We start from the raw sequence: 17,897 nt of genomic DNA, 5'->3' as shown, positions 1-17,897 counted from the left end.
CGCATCGAGCAGAGGGACTCCTCTCGAATGACCGCCGACGACCGATACTCTCGAGGTCGCCCCCGCGTGCTCTGTGTGAGCGAGGCTCTGGAGACGCGAACCACTCTCACTCGAGCGCTCGCCGAGGCGACCGTCACCGTCGTGCTCGCCAGTACGGAAGAGGCAGCGATCGAACGACTCGAGCACGAACGAGTCGGCGTCGTCGTCCTGGACGTGGAGACCGTCTCCAGGGTGTCGTCGCTGCTCGAGACCGTCGAAACGCGGTGGCCGGGGACCCCCGTGTTCGGCTATCGCAGTGGGGTCGACGACTCGGTTGGAGGCGATCACGACGACGGACCTCCCGAAGGCGTCGCCGACGCCACCGACTTGCCGACGTTCGAGGATCCAGGAGCGCTCACCAGCGCGGTCGTGGCACACCTCGAGGACGATGCCGCCCAGGTCGCGCTCGTCACCAACCGGGTGAAACGGCGACTCTCAGATGCCCGGACCGCGAGCGAGATCGAGCGGTCGATTCGAGAGCCGTTTACGACCCGGGATCGCTACCTGTTCGCCTGGGTTGGCGAGTACGACCCCGGCGAGCGGGCGATCATCCCCTGGATACCCACCGAGACGCCCGTCGACTGGCCGCTCCAGCGAACGTTTTCGATCGGGGACGGCACGCACCCGCTGCTAGAGTACGTGCTTCGATCGCGAACGTCCACCGTCCGCCACGGATTCGACGAGGCGTCGACGGTGACGGCAATTCCGTTTGGTGAGGTCGCCGTCGACCGTGGGGCGACCTCCGTTGCGGTCGCTCCGCTGGCGACAGAGGACGATCGGTACGGCGTCCTCGTCGCGTACGCTGACGGTCCGCTGAACGACCGCGAACGCGAGGCGATCGATTCGATGGCCGAAACCGCGTCCTACGCCCTCGAGTCGATTGCGATCCGGGGGCAACTCTCCCAGCAGACGCAGTCACTTCGCCGGTACGAACGGCTGGTCGAGACGGCCGGCGACGGGATGTACGTCGTCGACGCCGACGGCCACTTCACGACGATCAACGACGCACTCGTCGAGATGACCGGCCACACCAGGGAAGGGCTCCTCGGTGAGCACCACTCGCTCCTGTTCGAGGGGCCAGACGACGAACGCAAGGACCAGGACGGCGCGTCCCGACACCCACTCGAGCGATTACCCGACTCGGGCGAGACGGCGACGACGTTCGAGACGATCCTCGAGACGAAGGCTGGCGAGCGGATTCCCTGCGAGACGCAGGCGGCAGTCGTCGGCGACGACGATACATTTCGCGGCACCGTCGGGGTGGTTCGCGACGTCTCCGATCGAAAGCGACGTGAACGCAAACTCCGCGAGCAAAACGAGCGACTCGACGCGTTCGCCCAGATCGTTAGCCACGACCTTCGCAACCCGCTCGGCGTCGCCCAGGGGTATCTCTCGCTCGCGGAGGAGACGGGTTCCCCGGAAGATTTCACACAGGTTCGCGACGGACTCGAGCGCATGGAGGCGATCATCGCCGACGTGCTCGCCGTCGCGCGCGAAGGCGAGTGGGCGAGTGACCTCGAATCGATCGACCTCGAGGCCGCCGCCAGGGAGGCCTGGGAGAACGTCACTGCCGAGAACGCGACCCTGATCGTCGAATCGTCGGTGACGCTCGAGGCTGATCGGTCACCGATGCTCCGGTTGCTCGAGAACCTGTTTCGCAATGCGATCGAACACGGTTCGGCCGAGGACTCGAGCCCGCTCACGATCCGCGTCGGCCGACTCGAGCGTGGGGACTCGACCCCGTTGGACGGATTCTACGTCGCTGACGACGGACACGGGATACCCGAATCGATGCGCAACGAGGTCTTCGATTCGTCCGTGTCGACCGGTTCGGAGGGGATCGGTCTCGGCCTCTGGGTCGTCAGAGAGGTCGCCCACGGCCACGGCTGGTCGGTCAGCACGGTCGAGAGCGAGGAGGGTGGCGCGAGGTTCGAGTTCGAGTTTGCGGTCGAGGCGTAGTGACTCGTGCAGTTTTTGGCGAGATATATCCGTCCAGTTTCCGGTCTGGAAGCGTAAGTGACTCGTTCAGTTTTCGGTCTGGAAGCGTAAGCGACTCGTTCAGTTTTCGGTCTGGAGATCCTGGAACGCACCGACGAAGTCGTCGTGGGTAGACATTCCGGAAATCGTCTCGTCGACCTGCTCTCGGAGCCTATCGACGCGGCTACTGAGTTTCTGATACTCGTCGTGGTCCGCGAGTTCGCGATCCGCCTTTTCGGCCTCGAGGAGCGCTTTCTTCGAGACCAGGGCGTAGTACTCCTGGATGTCGCTCTTGTATTCGGATCGGGTCGATACGTCCTGGACCATCTCGAGGAGTTCGTCCTTCGAGACCGGCTTGACCAGATAGTCGTCGAAGCCCATCTCGATGATGTCGAAGTCGGGGTCGACGGCCGTAACCATCACGACTCGGCAGTCGTATCCATCGTCACGGATCTGCTGGAGGACTTCGTCACCGGAGAGCCCTGGCATGCGACGATCGAGGAGTACGACCTCGACAGAGTCGGTCATCTTCTCGAGGGCTTCCTCGCCGTCGTAGGCGGTGGCGACGGGACGGTCCGCTCCGAGCCAGGCCGCAAAGAGATCGGCGAGACGCGACTCGTCGTCGACGACGAGAACCTCAGGTTCGTCGCTCACGGAAAGACCACTCCGTTCTCGTCTTCGATTGCAGGCACGCGTCACAAATGGTGGCTCTAGTTGATAAATCTCGCGACCATAACTCAAAAGTTTGACAATTTTTAACCATAATGAGTGTACCTGCTCGAAATTTGTTTCTGGTGGTGGGGTCGAGCGGTTCTCACTCTCGAGAGTGAGAACCGCCGTTCCTGTTCGCTTCATCGACGGTATCGATTCAAGCGTACGTAGCCATCGACGGAACTGATTCCGGCGTGAGCGGCGACGGAGGTGACACACCGTGCGTATCTGATTCTGATTCCCCGCGGTCACCACATTATCGGGTCCTCTCAAAACGTCTCGGCCAATATATTTTGGATTCGTCTTTCGGTAACGCCGTCGACGGCCCGAGAACGGTGGACGACTCGGCTTGGAGAACGCGATCGGCAGTCGATTCCGTCCGGCGGACGCGATCGGCGCCAGATTGTCAGCGGTGTGGTGAGCGCCATCGGCCCGCCCGACGTCACGTGCAATGCGCTACAGACCCTCCAGGACGACTTCGGAAATAGTTACAACAATTGGCGACGGAGATACTGTCAATGAGCCAATCATCGGACCGTCTCGAGCCGTCGTCGGGGACCGACCGTGCCCCTCGAACGAGTCGGGCCTCGAGCGACGGATCGACGGCCGATTCTCGGTCGACCGAGCCGATACTCACGGCGACCGGCCTCACGAAGACGTACGGCGACGGCGACGACGCCGTCGAGGCCGTCGACGGGATCGACCTCGAGGTCGAGCGTGGAACAGTCGTCGGCCTGCTGGGGCCAAACGGGGCCGGCAAGACCACGACCATCAAGCTCTTTCTGGGATTGATAATCCCCGATGCGGGCACGGTTCGGGTCGACGGGACCGATCCCGTCGACGACCCCCGCGCGAGCTATCGCTCCGTCAGTGCCATGCTCGAGGGCGCGCGAAACAGTTACTGGCGGCTCACCGTCAGAGAGAACCTCCGCTTCTTCGCCCGACTGGCCGATCGACCGGCCGACGCCGGTCGAATCGACGCCCTCATCGAGCAGGTCGGGCTCACCGCAAAAGCGGACACCACGGTCAACGAACTCTCCCGCGGGATGAAACAGCAGGTCTCGCTCGCCTGTACCCTGATCCGGGACACCCCGATCGCGTTCCTCGACGAGCCGACGCTCGGTCTCGACGTCGAGAGTTCACTCGAGTTGCGTCGACAGCTCCGCGACCTCGTCGAACGGGAGTCTCGAACCGTCGTCCTCTCGAGTCACGACATGGACGTGATCGAGGATGTCTGCGACCGGGTAATCATCATGAACGACGGCCGTATCGTGGCCGACGGGACGGTCGACGAACTGGTCGACGTGTTTCAGACTCGCTCCTATCGGTTCACGCTCGAGGCCCCGGTACCGGACGCAGCGAAGCGGACTCTCGCGGAACGGTTCGGCGTCGGCGAGTGGACCGAACGCGGCCCGGAGCGATCGTTCGATGTGGCGCTCCAGGACGACGCGTTCTACGATCTCGTAGCCGTCCTCGAACGGACGAACTGTACGTTCCTCGGCGTCGAAACCGTCGAGCCGGACCTCGCGGACGTGTTCCTCGAGGTGACCGGCGACGGGGCCGCTACCGACGATATCGGGTCGAGGCAGCGGCGCACGCTCGAGGAGGGCGGAACCGAACGGCCTGAGGAGTCCGACGGAGAGCCGCGGGTCGAGCACGGGGAGAATAGATGAGCTCCGCAACCGGCTACGTCGGGCTGACGCGAGCCATCTTCGAGAAACAGCTCATCCTCTTGCGTCGATACTGGATCAACACGACGATGATGCTGGTCGGCTTCTACCTGTTCTTTGCCGTGATCTTCTTCGGCGGCCAGGCCGCCGCCGGGCCGGCCTTCGACGGTACCCTCGACGGACTCGTGGTCGGCTTCTTCCTCTTCCTGGCGGTGACGGCCGCCTACTTCGACGTCGCCGGCAATGTGATGCGGGAAGCCCAGTGGGGCACCCTCGAACAGCTGTTCATGTCGCCGTTCGGGATCGGCCGGGTGTTGCTCGCCAAAACGCTCTTCAACGTGGTTTTCAGCACCGCTATTGCGATGGCGCTGCTCGCGATCATGCTGCTGACGACCGACCGAACGCTCACCGTCGACCCGCTGACGATCGTCCCGCTCGTGCTCGTGACGATCCTCCCGGCGATCGGGCTCGGCTTTCTCTTCGCCGGACTCTCACTGCTGTACAAGCGGATCGAGAACGTCCAGCAGCTCCTCCAGTTCGCATTCATCGGGCTGATCGCCGCACCCGGTGCGCTGGACTCGAGCGCCCTGCTGGTCGTCCCGTTCAGCCTCGGAAGCGACCTGCTCTATCGGGCGATGGTCGACGGGGTGGCCCTCTGGTCGATGCCGGGATTCGAACTCGTCGCGCTGGCACTCAACGGAGTCGCCTACCTGCTGGCTGGGTTCGCGGTCTTTCACCTCCTGGTTCGTCGGGCCCGGCGTCTCGGCGTGATGGGACACTACTGACGTCGCTTCGTCGAGATAGGTGAACCGAGGACGTCACGACCGTACTGAGTGGTCCCGGGTACGTCGTCTCAGGCCGCCGTCTGCCAGGTCCGGACGCGATCCTCGCTCACGCCCTCGACTGCGCTGGCGATGGACTCCGGATCGGCCTCGAGCAGGTCGTCGATCGACTCGATTCCGGCCGCGGTGAGTTTTTCGACGGTCTTCGCGCCGATTCCCTCGATCGATTCCAGAGCCGACCCGCTCTCGGCCTCTCGAGCCTGGAACTCCCGGTAGTTACAGATGGGACAGCCCAGTTCCCAGGGCTCGTCGCCGTTGTGGACGACGAGTTCGGGCAGGTCGTGTTCGTCACAGCGCTCGTCGGTGACCTCGATGTCGCCCCGGCGCGGGAGCGGCAGCGAGTACTCACAATCGGGGTAGCGGGTACAGCCGACCAGCCGCGAGCCGTTCTGGAGGGTCTTGATCGCGAGTTCGCCGCCGTGTTCGTCACCACACTCCGGACACGAGCCCAGAACGGGGCCCTCGCCGGCCTCCTCGGCCTTGCACAGCGGACAGCCGTGGACAAAGGTCTGGCGCCCCGCGAGCATCTTCACCTCGTGGAGGTCGTGGTCGTCGCAGGTCTCCTCCAGGATCAGCGGCTTGCCCGTCGAGGGGAGCGGCAGGGTGAACTCGCAGTCGGGGTAGCCGTCGCAGCCGACGAAGTACGAGCCGTAGCGACTCCGGCGAACGAGCAGGTCCTCGCCGCAGTCGGGACACGGACCCAGGCGTTTGTCCGCCTTCAGCGACTTGCGCAGGTGATCGCCAACCTCGTCGCGGGAGGCCCGCAACTGCTCGAAGACGGTCTCGAGCATCTCGCGGGATTCGTCGGTGACGTCCTCGAGCGTGGCCTCGCCCGTCGCGATGGCGTCCATGTCGGCCTCGAGTTGGGCCGTCATCTCCTCGCTGACGACGCGGTCGGCGTAGTTCTCCGCAGCGTCGACGACCGCCATGGCGAGCTGTGTCGGCCTCGGCGGGTCGTTCTCGATGTATCCCCGGTCGTAGAGTTTCTCGAGGGTGTTGTGCCGGGTACTCTTCGTCCCGATGCCGAGGTCCTCCATGGTCTCGATGAGCCGGGACTGGCCGTATCGTCGCGGCGGCTGAGTCTCCTTCTCCTCGAGTTCGACGTCGCCAATGGCGAGTTCCTCGCCCTCCTCGACGGCGGGGACGTAGTTCTCGGAGGTGTTGAAGTACGGGTAGACGTCGTGATAGCCCGCTTCGACGAGGCGCTTGCCGTTGGCCTTGAGCCGACAGCCGTCGGCCTCGGCGACCACCTTGAGGTGCTCCCAGATCGCCGGCTCGGCGACCGTCGCGTAGTACCGGCGGACGACCAGTTCGTAGACCCGCCACTCGTCCTCATCGACGTCGCCGCCGCGGGCCGGAATCTCGCCGGTCGGGTGGATCGGTGGGTGGTCGGTCGTCTCCTCGTCGCCCTCCGTGGGCACGAGGTTGCCGTCGCCCTCGAGCAAGTCTTCGGCGGATTCGCCCAGGACGGGGTGACCGACGAACGAATCGAGCAGTTCCTCGGCCTCGAGGTCGTCGGGGTAGACGGTATTGTCCGTCCGCGGATAGGTGATGTACCCGGCGGTGTAGAGGTCTTCTGCGATGGACATGGCCCGCTTCGCGGAGAAGCCGATGGCGCTCGCCGCCCGGATGAACTGGGTCGTGTTAAACGGCGCCGGCGGGGTGTCCGTTCGCGTCCGTGCGTTGACCGACGTGACTGTCGCCGAGGAGGCGCTCGAGAGCGTGTCGTAGGCGCTGTCGGCGGCCGATTCCTCCCAGACGCGTTCGGCCTCGTTGTCGTCCTCGTCGAGGTAGAAATACTGGGCCTCGAACGGGTCGTCGTCCTTGATCAGGTCGGCGAACAGCTCCCAGTAGGTCTCGGGGTCGAAGGCCTCGATCTCGCGCTCGCGGTCGACGATCAGCTTGAGGGTGGGGCTCTGGACCCGACCGACGGAGATGAAGTCGTTACCGAGCTGGCCCGACGACAGCGAGAGAAACCGGGTGAGCGCGGCTCCCCAGACCAGGTCGATGATCTGGCGCGCCTCGCCTGCCGCCGCGAGGTCGAAGTCGATTTCATCGGGTTCGGCGAAGGCGCTCTGGACTTCGTTTTCGGTGATCGAGGAGAATCGAACGCGGTCGATCGGCACCTCCTCGTTGACGTCGTGAACGATCTCGTATGCCTCCTTGCCGATGAGTTCGCCCTCGCGGTCGTAGTCGGTCGCGATGGTTACGCGGTCGGCCTGGCGGGCCAGGATGCGAAGCGTCGCGACGATGTTCTCCTTCGTGGGCGTCTTCTCGATCGAGGCGTCGACGAGTTCGACGGGTTCGACGTCCCGCCAGTCCGAGTACTCCGGTGGGAAGTCGACGCCGACGACGTGACCCGACAGCCCGACGCAGCGCTTGCCGCCCCACTCGTAGACGTTCACGCCGTTCTCGCGGGTCGCGTCGGCGGACTCGCCGCTCAGAATCTCTGCGATGCGTCTCGCCGCGTTGTCCTTCTCCGTGATAATCAGCTCCACGGCGTCTCACCTCCCGGTCCTCGAGGCACGATCATTGGGCCCCGGTACGACCGAGCCCCGGATAACCCTTTCGGGGAAACCGACGGACGCGGCCGCTGTGCGTGTTCGCGAGTACGCGACGCGTCAGTCCTCAGTCGTCGAGGGATCAGTCGTCAGCGGGCGCCGGAGCTGACGCCGGATCGCTCGAGTCGGCGTCGGCCTCGGTCTCGAGCAGAGCCGACCTGGCGTCCTCGGAGAGTCGATTGCGGACGGCTCGGCCGTCTCGCTCGCGGACGACGAAGCCCGCCTCTTCGAGCGTCGTGAGGTGGTGGGAGACGGTGCTCGGATCGAGGTCGAGCGCCTCGGCGAGGCGTCCGTTGGACGCGTGCTCGAGTGCGGCTAGTTCCTCGAGCACCCGTCGGCGGGCCGGTTCGGCGAAGATGGCGTATCGCTCGTGGTCGGCCCCGTCCGTCCCGCCCACTCCGTCCATCCCGTCTGCCCCGTCCGCCTCGATCGGGAAGTAGCGTCGCTTGCCGCCGACCTTGACCGAAGTGAGCAGGTTCTCATCCTCGAGTACCCGGACGTGGTGGCGAACGGTCGACAGGGCGACGCCGCTCCGGTCGCTGAGTGCCGAGAGGTACAGTCCCGGCTCCTCGGTGATCGTGTCGAAGACGGTTCGCCTGTGGTCGTTCTCGAGCGGATCCGAGTCGTCGTAGCGGCTGTATCGAAGCAGGGCCAACGCCTCGATCGGGACCGGGAGCGCGTCCCGGAGCGCAGCCAGCAATCGACGAGGCTGGCTGCCAGTCCAGCTGGCGACGGCGTTCGTTGCGCTGGTCCCGGCACCGGCGCCAGCGCCGGCACCGGCACCGGCACCAGCACCAGCGCTAGCCCCCATTCCCGACACGGCTACTGCGCCGAGTAACCCAACGAGCACACCGTTGACGGCATGTTGCGTCTCGGGACTCGAAGCGGAGCCGAATCCGGACCCGCTATCGTCGGTGGTTGTCGTGGCGTCATCGTCTCGATCCTCGTTCCCTTCAGTGGCTTCGTTCTCGTCCGTTTCCCCGTCGAGCGCCGTCTCAGTTTCCTCGAGCGATTCGTCTGCGTCGTCATCGGATTCCGCGTCACCAACCGACGCGTCGACGCTCGCGTCGGCGTCGAGTTGTTTCTCGAGCAGGGAAGTGCCCGTGAGCGTGGTCGTGGTCTCGAGTTCGGTCACGGCGTCGGTAGTCGTGGTGTCATCAATCGAGTTGGCCGTCTCCTCGATCACGTCGGCGGTCTCGTTAGCCGTTTCCTCGATTGCGCCGGCAGTCTCGTCGGTCACGTCCTCGACCGCGTTGGCAGTCTCGTCAGTCGCATTTTCGACGGTACTGACCGTCTCGTCAGTCGTGTCCTCGACCGCATGGATTGTTTCGTTCGTGGTGTCCTCGACGGTTTCGGTAGTGCTTTCTGCCGTTTCGACTACCATCTCCGTCGTGGCCGTCGTGTCGTTGACTGTCTCAGTAGTTCCATCGGTCGTGTTTTCGAGCGTGTCACTCGAGTCAGCAACCACGTCGTCTCCATCGTCGATCACGGTTTCGTCGGATTCAGCCGTCCCACCGACGTCGTCGGTTAGATTTTCGTCAGTGTCAATTGCGTCGTCGGTGTCGACCGCGTCGTCGGTGTCGGCTGTCTCGTCGGTTTCGTCTTCGACGAAGTCGGTGGTATTCTCACTCTCGTCGGTTACGTTCCCGTCAGTTACGTTCCCGTCAGTTACGTTTCCGTCCGAGTCCGTCGTCTCATTGACCGTCTCGTTCGTCTCTTCGATATCGTCGTCCAGACCGTCGTCCAACTCGTCGACTGGCAGAGTCGTCGACTCGAGCAGCGTACCCACGCTCGAGCCGTCGATGTCGTCGTCTCCCGTGGCCACCGCTACCGCGGTTCCGGCGACGATCCCCACGACACTGGCCGTGGTCACGACGAAGACGAAGAGGAGACTGGTGACGAGACGGGTGCTCGACGAAACCATACCTTCAGATAGCCAGTTATTCGCCACCCACTATATGTTTTCTCTAGTGATCAACCCAGATCACGCGGGAACGACGCGTTCGAGGCTCGAAGGTCGGACGACGGGTGCACTGATCGCAAACGCCGTGAACAGGCCCGCAACGAGACTCGTGGCCAATGCGGGCACCCGGGTAACCGTCGCGACGGCGAGGACTGCCGCGCCCAGCGACAGTGCCACGATCAGCGCGCGACTCGAAACGGGGCGACCGAACGGCGTCATCCGGATTCGGCTGCCGTCGATTCGGGTCACCTGCCAGCCGACGAACGCACCCAGGGTGGCTCCGGCCAGGAGTATTGCGTCCGGTTCGGCGGCGCTGGTGTACAGGTAGAACCCGCTACACAGGATGGCCAGCCCGAAGGTCGCTGCGGGTTCGTCGGTGTCGACGCGAGAGAGGACGAGGTACGTCCCGGCCAGCAGCGTCAACCCGAGAGCAACGCCGGCGACGACGTCCTGGACGTAGTGGACGCGGAGGACGACGCGAGTCGCCGAGACGGTGGCGACGAGGGCGGCGGCAGCGGCGTATCGCGTCCGCCGGCTTCCGACGGCGAGGACCCCTGCCAGGCCGAAGTAGAGGATCGTGCTCGTCGTGGCATGACCGCTCGGAAAGCCGTACCCGGTCGCGGTCGCGGTCGCCTCGTACAGCGGCTGGACCATCGTCGAGACCGTCTCCGGATCCCGGAGCGGCTGGTCCGGACGCGGAATCGCGAACAGGGACTTGAAGCCGCGATAGATACCGATACCCGAGAGCATCACCCCAGCAAGGGTGGCAACCTGGCGGCGTTTCGACGGGTGGAACCAGTATAGCCCCAGGAGGACGACGACGACGAACCAGATATCGCCGAGCTGAGTGAGCAGGGCGACGACGAGGGCCTGCCAGTCCGGAACCGTCGACTGGATCGGGTTGACGATGTCGATTCCCAGGCTCATCGCTTTCACATTCTCGATGGAGACTATAAACGCTTGTTCCAACCGGAACGACGAATACCCTTCTCACACCAGGCCCATCACGCCGAGTGCGAGAAACAGCGCGCCGAAGCCCGCGAGAACCAGGCCGCTGACGAGGGCCACCGCGGGGGCGAAGGCGTCGACGCGTCGACCCGCTCGAGCCAGCGCCGCGGGATAGGTCGTGATCCAGAGCACGATCCCGCCGAAAAAGCCGACAAGCAGGGCGAAGCTGCCGGTCTCTACGACGAACGATCCAGCGAGCGCATCACCGATTCCGGGCACGTGTGCAAATACGTCGAGCGTGCCCGGCTTGATGAGGCCGACGCCGACGGTGAGCCAGAAACCGATCTGGAACGGGTTCGTCGCGGCGAGGACGAACGCCTTCTGGAAACCGGTCGCTCCTGCCTCGATGTCGTCGGTGAACGACGCGGCGCCGCGGGCCTCCCGCCAGGCGCCGACCGCGAAGACGAGCATGAGGATGCCTCCGAGGAGGTAGAGCACCGACTGGAGGGCGCCGTAGCGTTCGACGACGGCGACGACGCCGACGAACGCGAGGACGAGAAAGAGGACGTCGGCGATCATCGCACCGAGGCCGGCCCTGAATCCGGCACCCCAGCCTCGAAGCACGCTCTCCTCGGCGATGATCGCGTTCATCGGGCCGGGCGGTGCGGCGAGGGCGATTCCGAAGACGACGCCCGCAGCGAGTGAGGTGAGAGTCAGCGACACAGCTACCGTCTCTCGTGTCGGCAGCGATAAAAGTTCGTCGGGGTCAACCGTTTTCGCCTCGAGTCCGTCCTCGCATGCCTCGAGTCCGTCCTCGCCTGCCCGAATCCTCTTTCGCTCACGTCCGACCTCGGCCGTGCGATTCCACGCAGCGCGACAAACCGTCGATACTTAGGCCCCCTCGCTCGAATCAGTCTCCTATGACGAAGGCAGCGGCGGACGACGCAGACGGGGTGGCCACCGACGAGCCATCCGCCGATCGCGAGGGTATCGACCGGAGTGAAGATGCGTCCCGCCCGGGGACGGCCGAAGCCGCTCGAGACGCCGAAGGGTACACGCGAAAGCGATGCGTCCTGATCACCGGCTGCTCGTCCGGAATCGGGCGGGCGACCGCCCGCGCGTTCCTGGACGAGAACTGGCGGGTCGTCGCGACCGCTCGCGACACGTCCGACATCGAGGACCTCGCCGACGCCGGGTGTGAGACGCTCGAGCTAAATGTCACCGATCCCGACCAGGTCGCTCGCGTCGTCGAGCGAACGGTCGACGTCGGCGGCGCGATCGACTGTCTGGTCAACAACGCCGGCTACGCCCAGATGGGGCCGATAGAGGACACGTCGACGGCCGACCTCCACCACCAGTTCGACGTCAACGTCTACGGCCCGCATCGCCTCGCTCGTGCGGTGCTTCCGCACATGCGGGCGCAAGGGTCCGGCCGGATCGTCAACGTTTCCTCGGTACTCGGTCGCCTCTCCTTCGCCGGAACCGGCCCCTATTCGGGGTCGAAACACGCGCTCGAGGCGATGAGCGATGCACTCCGCGCAGAGGTCGAGGGGTTCGGAGTCGACGTCGTGCTCGTCGAACCAGGGCCGGTCGAGACCTCGTTCACCGAACGGGTCGAGGAGGAAGTGCCGGACGACCGCACGCCAGCCTACGAGTCGCTCTACGAGATCATCGAGGAGAGCCAACTCGTCGGTGGCGGCGGTCCGCTCGCCTCGGACCCCGAGGACGTCGCTGCGGCCATCGTCCACGCGGGGACGTGTCCAGAGCCGCCGGCCCGGTACCCGGTCGGCCCGCTCGCCGAGTACGGCCTCTACGCGCGCTTTCTTCCCGACGGCCTCCGGGATGCCGCCTACGGGCTCGTCAAGAAACTGGTCTGAACCTGGCCTGTATTGGTCTGAGCTGTCCTGCGCTGAACACTTCTCTGCTGGCTGAACAGCTCTCTGCTGGCCTGGATTCGATCTCAGCGTGGCGCTTCAAGTCCCCTGCCGACGCCGAGCCAGATGACCCCGCCGACCGCCCCGAACACCGCGACGACCCGATGGCCGACCTCGATCAGTACGCCCCGGTCAGCCGTCGGTTCGTGACGGAAGAGGAGCCAGTTCCCGTCGCCGTCGGCGAGGACAACGGCACCCGAATCGAAGGCGAGCGAGGCGAATACGAGGACGACGAGTCCCAGCGCGAGTACGACGATCGTTCCGATGGTTCCGACGAGAAAGGAGTGAACGACTCGAGCGGGCAGCCTCGACTGCGGGTCTGCGGAGCGGCCGTAGATCGCGAGTGCTCCGTCCTCGTCCCCGATTTCGTCTTCGCCATCCTCTTCGTCCCCGTCCTCGTTTTCGCCTTCGTCTTCGTCCCCAACCCCACCGGCCGGCGGCGGCCCAACACGAACGGACTCGGAATACTGGAGCAGTCGACTGGCCATCCAGCAGTCCCCGACAGATCCCGCAACGTTGGCGGCGAGGACGACGAGCGGCCATCGAGCGTCCAGGACGACCGCGAGTACGAATCCGACGACCGAGATACCGACGACGGGCGCGACCAGGATGGCGACCATTTGGTTGCGGCTGTAGTCGGTTCGCGTCTCAGCGTAGGCGTAGGGAATCCCGAACCGGGCGGTCCGGACGCCGTAGCGCGGGCGGCCACCGAAGTAGCGCATGATCGCGCCGTGGAGGAGTTCGTGGGGAACGGCGACGACGAAGAACGCGCCGACGACGAGCGCGATAACCTCGAGTCCGCTCGCCAGCGCCGACGGATCGACGACGACGCCGTCGAACGGACGGCCGAGAGTGGCGCCGTGAAGGTCGAGTGCGACGTACCAGCTGTACAGGAAAGCGACCGCCGAGCAGAGCGCCCAGCGGCCGACGGCCGACCGAGGAGCCCGCAGGCTCGCGATGTGCTGGTAGGCCAATCGGTCGTCGGTGGCGGTCACGGCTGCGAACAGGTGGCAGTTCGTGACGAACGAGTTAGGGATATCGGTTCGGAGGGCTGTCGCGTTTCGACGAGACGGTGAGCGGGACGGTGATCGACTCGAGTGCGCTCGCGCTCGCTGTTCGCACATCTCGTTTACGTTGTGCGTCTTCGTGCACGTGTATCTGGACGTGATACGTCTTCGTGTTCGTATTCTCGTATTTCCACGTTCACAACGAGCCTCGAACGCCGGCTACCCGCCACCACCGTCCGAAACGATGTCGATGGACCCGCGCTGGCCCCAGGAGTCGTGCAAATCGCAGACGTACGCCGCCGCATCCGTAGTCGCCTCGAACGTGAGCGACTGGGACTCGGCCCCCGTTGGTTCAGTTCGGTAGTCCTGGACGACGTCATCGTTTTCGTCCCGGATTTCGACGTTGTGTACGTGTCCGTCTGCGTTGTGCCAGGTGATCGTGTATCGTTCTCCCTCGGTGAGCACGAGCGTCGGGTTCCGTTCGTCGGCGATGGCAGACGGCTGGACCCCCGTGAAGTGAGACGTTCGGGCCTCGAAGACGAATTCGTCGACGTCCGCCGGGGCCGTCTCGTCGGAGCTATCCGTTTCGTCCGTTCCGTCGCTGTCGCCGTCCTCGTTGCCACCGTTTGCGTCGGGTTCGTGGTCGGATTGGCCGTCGTCCTCTTCCGTCTCGCCGTCGCTATCGGATTCGTTGTCGTCCGGTTCGCTCTCACCGGTCGTGGAGTCGTCGTCAGAACCGTTCGATTCGGTCGTTGTGTCGTCGCTTTCGTCCTCCGGGTCGTCGTCGGATTCCGGCTCTCCCTCCGCCAGACACCCGGCCACGAGCGACGACCCCGAAGTCGCCCCGAGGAGGGCCACGAACCGGCGTCGCGAAACGAGTCTCGAGCGCGTCATCGGGTGGATACTCGAGGACCGGTCGAATAAGTACGGGATCCATACTCTCATCAAGGAGTGATTATCACACCCTTCGATACGACTGACGAGCCGAGTCAGTTGCCTATCCAGGAGTCGGGAACCGATACCTTCGCGTACCCGGCCCGGGAATCGCGTCGTATGACCGACGAGCGAGGGGCTAGTGACGCCGACGATACGCGTGCCGAGGCAAATGGCATCACCGCGACCTACAGCGAAACGGGCGACGAACGAGTGCTCGAGTTCGACCGCAGCGGAGCCACGGCGGCGGTCGCCCAGAATCGCGAGGGATACGCGATGCTCAAGGTTCGACCGACCGCGACGGGCGACGAACTCGAGCGCTACTACGGGTTCGACATGGCCCTCGATCACGTTGCTGAACGCCTGGGGGTGGCGCCACACGAGCTCCCGGTTCCGGAGCCTGCAGCGGACATGGGAATGTAGGCGTTCGAGTGGCCCGCTACCGAGTCGCCGACTCGAGCACCGCCTCGGTCCGTCGCTCGAACCAGACGAACGCTTCGTCGCTGACGGCGTGGCCGGTGTCCGGCGTCGACATCACCTCGACGTCGCCACCCAATTCCTCGAGAACCGTCGCACTCGCTCGCGCGGCCGCCGGGGAGACGTACGGGTCGTCGTCGCCGAACGCGAGCAAGATTGGGGTTCCCTCGAGCGAGCCGTCGGGTGGCCGACGCCGGGACTGAGACTGCGGCCAGGGCCGAGACCGCAACTGGCGGTCCGACGAACCGTCGGACTCGCTCGAGACGCCAGGAACCGTTCCAGCGAGGATGCCGGCACCGCCGTAACGTCGAGGGAACTGGCACAGAAATCCGGCCACGACGCGAGCCCCCTGGGAGAAGCCGACGAGCACCGTTCGCTCGGCACCGATGCCGACACTCGCCGCTCGTTCGAGACACGTCTCGACGCGGTCGATGCTCGCCGCGAGCCAGGGGTCGTCCGGCTCGAGTCCTGTTTCAGGCGTCGACGTCGACGGATACCAACGGCCCCGAAACGCCTGTGGGGCGAAGACGGCGAGGCCGTGGCGCGAGAGCGGCTCGAAGAGGTTGATCGCCCCCTGTGCGGTCGCGCCCCGGCCGTGGACGACGACGAGGGCGGCTCGGCTCGCCCCCGCCGGCGCTCCGGCCTGGAGTATCGGCTCGGTCGCGTGCGAGGGTGGTCGATCCTCGGTCACGGCCGATCGACCTGGTCGTCGGTTTCGTCTGTCACCGCTTCGTCGGTTTCGTCTGTCACCGCTTCGTCGGTATCGTTTGCTCCAGATTCGCCGGTCTCGCCAGCCACCACCTCGTCAGTCTCATCGGCTCTCAACGTACCCTCGTCACGCCCGTCGCCACCGGGAATCGTCACCGGCGGTAACTGGCTCTCGATCAGTTCACGGTCGGCCTCGAACCGGGGTGGCAGGTACAGCGCGTCGGAACTCGAGTCGGCGACATCGAAGCCCGGCGAATCGGTCGCGAGCTCGAACAGGACGCCGCCCGGCCCGCGGACGTACAGCGAGTGATAGAAGTGGCGGTCTTTCACCCGGGACGTGTCGTACCCCCGCTCACGGAACAGGCCGTGCCACTCGTAGAGTTCGTCGACGCTCGCAGCCCGGACGGCGACGTGGTGGATCGTCCCCGGGCCCTCGCGGCCGTACGGCAGGGATCGATCCAGGACGTCGATAACTCTCGCGTGAGTACCGCTTGCACGATAGCGAATTCGGTCTCCCTCCTGGCCGACTCGCTCGAGTCCCAGGGTCTCGAGCGTGGCCGCGGTCGCGTAGGGATCGACCGGCGTGAGCGTCACGCCTTCGAGTCCGCGGATGCCGACGGACGGCGGAACGGGGCCGTCCTCCCGTGCCTCGATCGGTGACGGCCTCGAAATCGGCGGCGACCTCTCGACGAGTTCGATCGGCGTTCCGTCGGGATCGGTGATCGAGAGCACGCGTTCGTCGAACCGGGATTTCTCCGCGACCTCGTGACCCCGGCCCTCAAGTCGCCGCCGCCAGGACGAGATCGACTCCGGTGGGACCGTGAAGGCGACGGCCGTCGGCTGGGGCGCACCGAGGCGTCCTGGATCGACATCGCCGTAGGGAAAGCAGGTCAGGATCGCTCCCGGTGTCGCCGACGGGTCGCCGAAGTAGAGGTGGTGAACGAGGATGTCTTCGAAGTTGACCGTCCGACAGCACAGGGTCAGCCCGAGGGTCTCGAGATAGAAGTCGAGCGTCGGCTGAGGCGGGCCCGTGATCGTCGTGACGTGGTGGAGTCCGGGGGTGTCGGTAAGCATCTTCGGGTTGCTCTCGTATGTGGATTTTGCTCGAGTAGCCTCGGCTCGATCGAACGCGGGATCAGGAATCCGTCCGTGGCAATTCCGCCGAGACGTACTCGAGGAACTTCTCCGGATGCTCGGCGTGGGGCATCTGCGTCGCGTAGTCGATGACGACGAGGTCGAGGTCGGCGGCGTCCGCGAGTTCCCGGCCGTCCCGGAGCGGGACGAGTTCGGCGTCCCGGCCCCAGATCAGGGTGGTCGGAGTCTCGAGAGTCGCGAGTTCGGTCGCCAGGTCGAAGTCGGAACTGGGGTCGAGCGTGCCAGCGACGAACGAGGCCGGCGCGTACTTCGCCCCGGGTTGGTGGGCGCTCTGCCAGGCGTACTCCAGGGCCGCGGGGTCGATCCGGTCGGCGTCGTAGTACCCGTCGCGTTCGAAGAAGTACCGGGTCGAGGGTTTGCTCACGAGGACGTTGAACAGCGCGGTGCCGACGAGCGGGGTCCGGAACAGTGTCCGGATCCACGGCCGGCGCTCGGTGGTATCGGCCAACGGGCAGATCAGGATCAGGCGCTCGATGTCGACCTCGGACGCGGCGTCGACGACGAACGACGCCGAGAGCGAGGAGGTGACGACGATCGGGGTCTCGGTCTGATCGCGGAGGAACTCCTCCATGAACTCCGTGTAGAGTTTGTGCGAGTAGACGAGTGGCGGGCGGTCGGAGCGCCCGAATCCGGGGAGGTCGACGACCGTCACTCGGTAGGTGTCCGCGAGATCCTCGACGACGTCGGCGAACTCCCGCCCGCTCGCCGCGGCGTGGATTCCGTGAACCAGTACCATGTCCGGGGCGTCCGGTTCGCCGGCGACCGTGTATCGAACGTCCATCCCTCGCCAGTGGTAGGTACGCTCGACGCCGGGAACGGGGTTCTCGAGGGACCTGGCGCGGGACGCCAGGAGGCGGTTCCCGAGTGCGGTCAGGCCGACGGTTCCGGCGGCCGCTCCGAGGGCGGATCGAAGTTTCATGAGCTATTCTTCGACGCCCGTGCCCTTATCGATAGGGTTTGTGTATCCCGGGC

Annotated in this window: 15 protein-coding genes; 5 read left to right on the top strand and 10 right to left on the bottom strand. The window is 65.3% G+C overall.

Annotation, left to right across the window (positions count from 1 at the left end):
• Window positions 1-27 precede the first annotated feature (27 nt).
• Entirely contained in the window at window positions 28-1,998 is a 1,971-nt protein-coding gene (locus NGM15_RS06675) for a PAS domain S-box protein (protein WP_253436909.1), read from the top strand.
• 99 nt (window positions 1,999-2,097) lie between these two features.
• Here the strand turns inward: NGM15_RS06675 and NGM15_RS06670 are convergent, their stop codons facing one another.
• Window positions 2,098-2,670 (bottom strand): HalX domain-containing protein, encoded by a 573-nt coding sequence (locus NGM15_RS06670; RefSeq protein WP_253436906.1) that lies wholly within the window; start codon window positions 2,668-2,670, stop codon window positions 2,098-2,100.
• 575 nt (window positions 2,671-3,245) lie between these two features.
• On the opposite strand from NGM15_RS06670, the gene NGM15_RS06665 reads away from it, so the two are divergent.
• Together NGM15_RS06665 and NGM15_RS06660 are read left to right on the top strand one after the other, a co-directional pair.
• On the top strand, window positions 3,246-4,400 hold the full coding sequence (locus NGM15_RS06665; RefSeq protein ID WP_253436903.1) for an ABC transporter ATP-binding protein: 1,155 nt from the start codon (window positions 3,246-3,248) through the stop codon (window positions 4,398-4,400).
• A complete protein-coding gene (locus NGM15_RS06660) occupies window positions 4,397-5,182 on the top strand; it encodes an ABC transporter permease (RefSeq protein WP_253436900.1) in 786 nt (261 codons plus the stop codon). The genes NGM15_RS06665 and NGM15_RS06660 overlap by 4 nt, the downstream gene beginning before the upstream one ends.
• 68 nt (window positions 5,183-5,250) lie before the next feature.
• On the opposite strand, the gene NGM15_RS06655 is transcribed toward NGM15_RS06660, so the two are convergent.
• From NGM15_RS06655 to NGM15_RS06640, 4 genes are all read right to left on the bottom strand, one after another.
• Complete coding sequence (locus NGM15_RS06655) at window positions 5,251-7,737, bottom strand: DNA topoisomerase I (RefSeq protein ID WP_253436898.1); 2,487 nt, start codon at window positions 7,735-7,737, stop codon at window positions 5,251-5,253.
• Between the two features lie 145 nt (window positions 7,738-7,882).
• Window positions 7,883-9,724, bottom strand: coding sequence for a winged helix-turn-helix transcriptional regulator (locus tag NGM15_RS06650; protein WP_253436895.1), 1,842 nt, complete (start codon window positions 9,722-9,724; stop codon window positions 7,883-7,885).
• Window positions 9,725-9,784: 60 nt separating this feature from the next.
• Entirely contained in the window at window positions 9,785-10,690 is a 906-nt protein-coding gene (locus tag NGM15_RS06645) for a phosphatase PAP2 family protein (protein ID WP_253436892.1), read from the bottom strand.
• A 63-nt stretch (window positions 10,691-10,753) separates the two neighbouring features.
• Complete coding sequence (locus tag NGM15_RS06640; RefSeq protein ID WP_253437940.1) at window positions 10,754-11,428, bottom strand: LysE family translocator; 675 nt, start codon at window positions 11,426-11,428, stop codon at window positions 10,754-10,756.
• Between the two features lie 203 nt (window positions 11,429-11,631).
• On the opposite strand from NGM15_RS06640, the gene NGM15_RS06635 reads away from it, so the two are divergent.
• Window positions 11,632-12,588: an SDR family oxidoreductase gene (locus NGM15_RS06635; RefSeq protein WP_253436889.1), complete on the top strand. Its 957-nt coding sequence runs from the start codon at window positions 11,632-11,634 to the stop codon at window positions 12,586-12,588.
• 83 nt (window positions 12,589-12,671) lie between these two features.
• Here NGM15_RS06635 and NGM15_RS06630 read toward each other — a convergent pair whose 3' ends face one another.
• Both NGM15_RS06630 and NGM15_RS06625 read right to left on the bottom strand, forming a co-directional pair.
• On the bottom strand, window positions 12,672-13,640 hold the full coding sequence (locus tag NGM15_RS06630; protein WP_253436887.1) for a DUF3267 domain-containing protein: 969 nt from the start codon (window positions 13,638-13,640) through the stop codon (window positions 12,672-12,674).
• Window positions 13,641-13,871: 231 nt separating this feature from the next.
• Window positions 13,872-14,546 (bottom strand): cupredoxin domain-containing protein, encoded by a 675-nt coding sequence (locus NGM15_RS06625; protein ID WP_253436884.1) that lies wholly within the window; start codon window positions 14,544-14,546, stop codon window positions 13,872-13,874.
• 159 nt (window positions 14,547-14,705) lie between these two features.
• On the opposite strand from NGM15_RS06625, the gene NGM15_RS06620 reads away from it, so the two are divergent.
• Window positions 14,706-15,008 carry a DUF7111 family protein gene (locus NGM15_RS06620; RefSeq protein WP_253436881.1) on the top strand — a complete coding sequence of 101 codons (303 nt, stop codon included), beginning with the start codon at window positions 14,706-14,708 and terminating at the stop codon, window positions 15,006-15,008.
• A gap of 16 nt (window positions 15,009-15,024) precedes the next feature.
• Here the strand turns inward: NGM15_RS06620 and NGM15_RS06615 are convergent, their stop codons facing one another.
• The 3 genes from NGM15_RS06615 to NGM15_RS06605 all read right to left on the bottom strand — a co-directional run bounded on the left by NGM15_RS06615 (window position 15,025) and on the right by NGM15_RS06605 (window position 17,844).
• Window positions 15,025-15,753, bottom strand: a complete 729-nt coding sequence (locus NGM15_RS06615; RefSeq protein WP_253436878.1) for an alpha/beta hydrolase — start codon at window positions 15,751-15,753, stop codon at window positions 15,025-15,027.
• Entirely contained in the window at window positions 15,750-16,844 is a 1,095-nt protein-coding gene (locus NGM15_RS06610) for a VOC family protein (RefSeq protein ID WP_253436875.1), read from the bottom strand. The genes NGM15_RS06615 and NGM15_RS06610 overlap by 4 nt, the downstream gene beginning before the upstream one ends.
• A gap of 61 nt (window positions 16,845-16,905) precedes the next feature.
• The gene (locus tag NGM15_RS06605; RefSeq protein ID WP_253436872.1) at window positions 16,906-17,844 is read right to left on the bottom strand and encodes an alpha/beta fold hydrolase; all 939 of its coding nucleotides are present in this window, start codon (window positions 17,842-17,844) and stop codon (window positions 16,906-16,908) included.
• Window positions 17,845-17,897: the final 53 nt, after the last annotated feature.

The sequence above is a fragment of the Natronosalvus halobius genome (assembly GCF_024138145.1).
Lineage (GTDB): Archaea > Halobacteriota > Halobacteria > Halobacteriales > Natrialbaceae > Natronosalvus > Natronosalvus halobius.
Note: the sequence above shows the minus strand (reverse complement) of the source record. Positions and strands in the feature narration are given on the sequence as shown.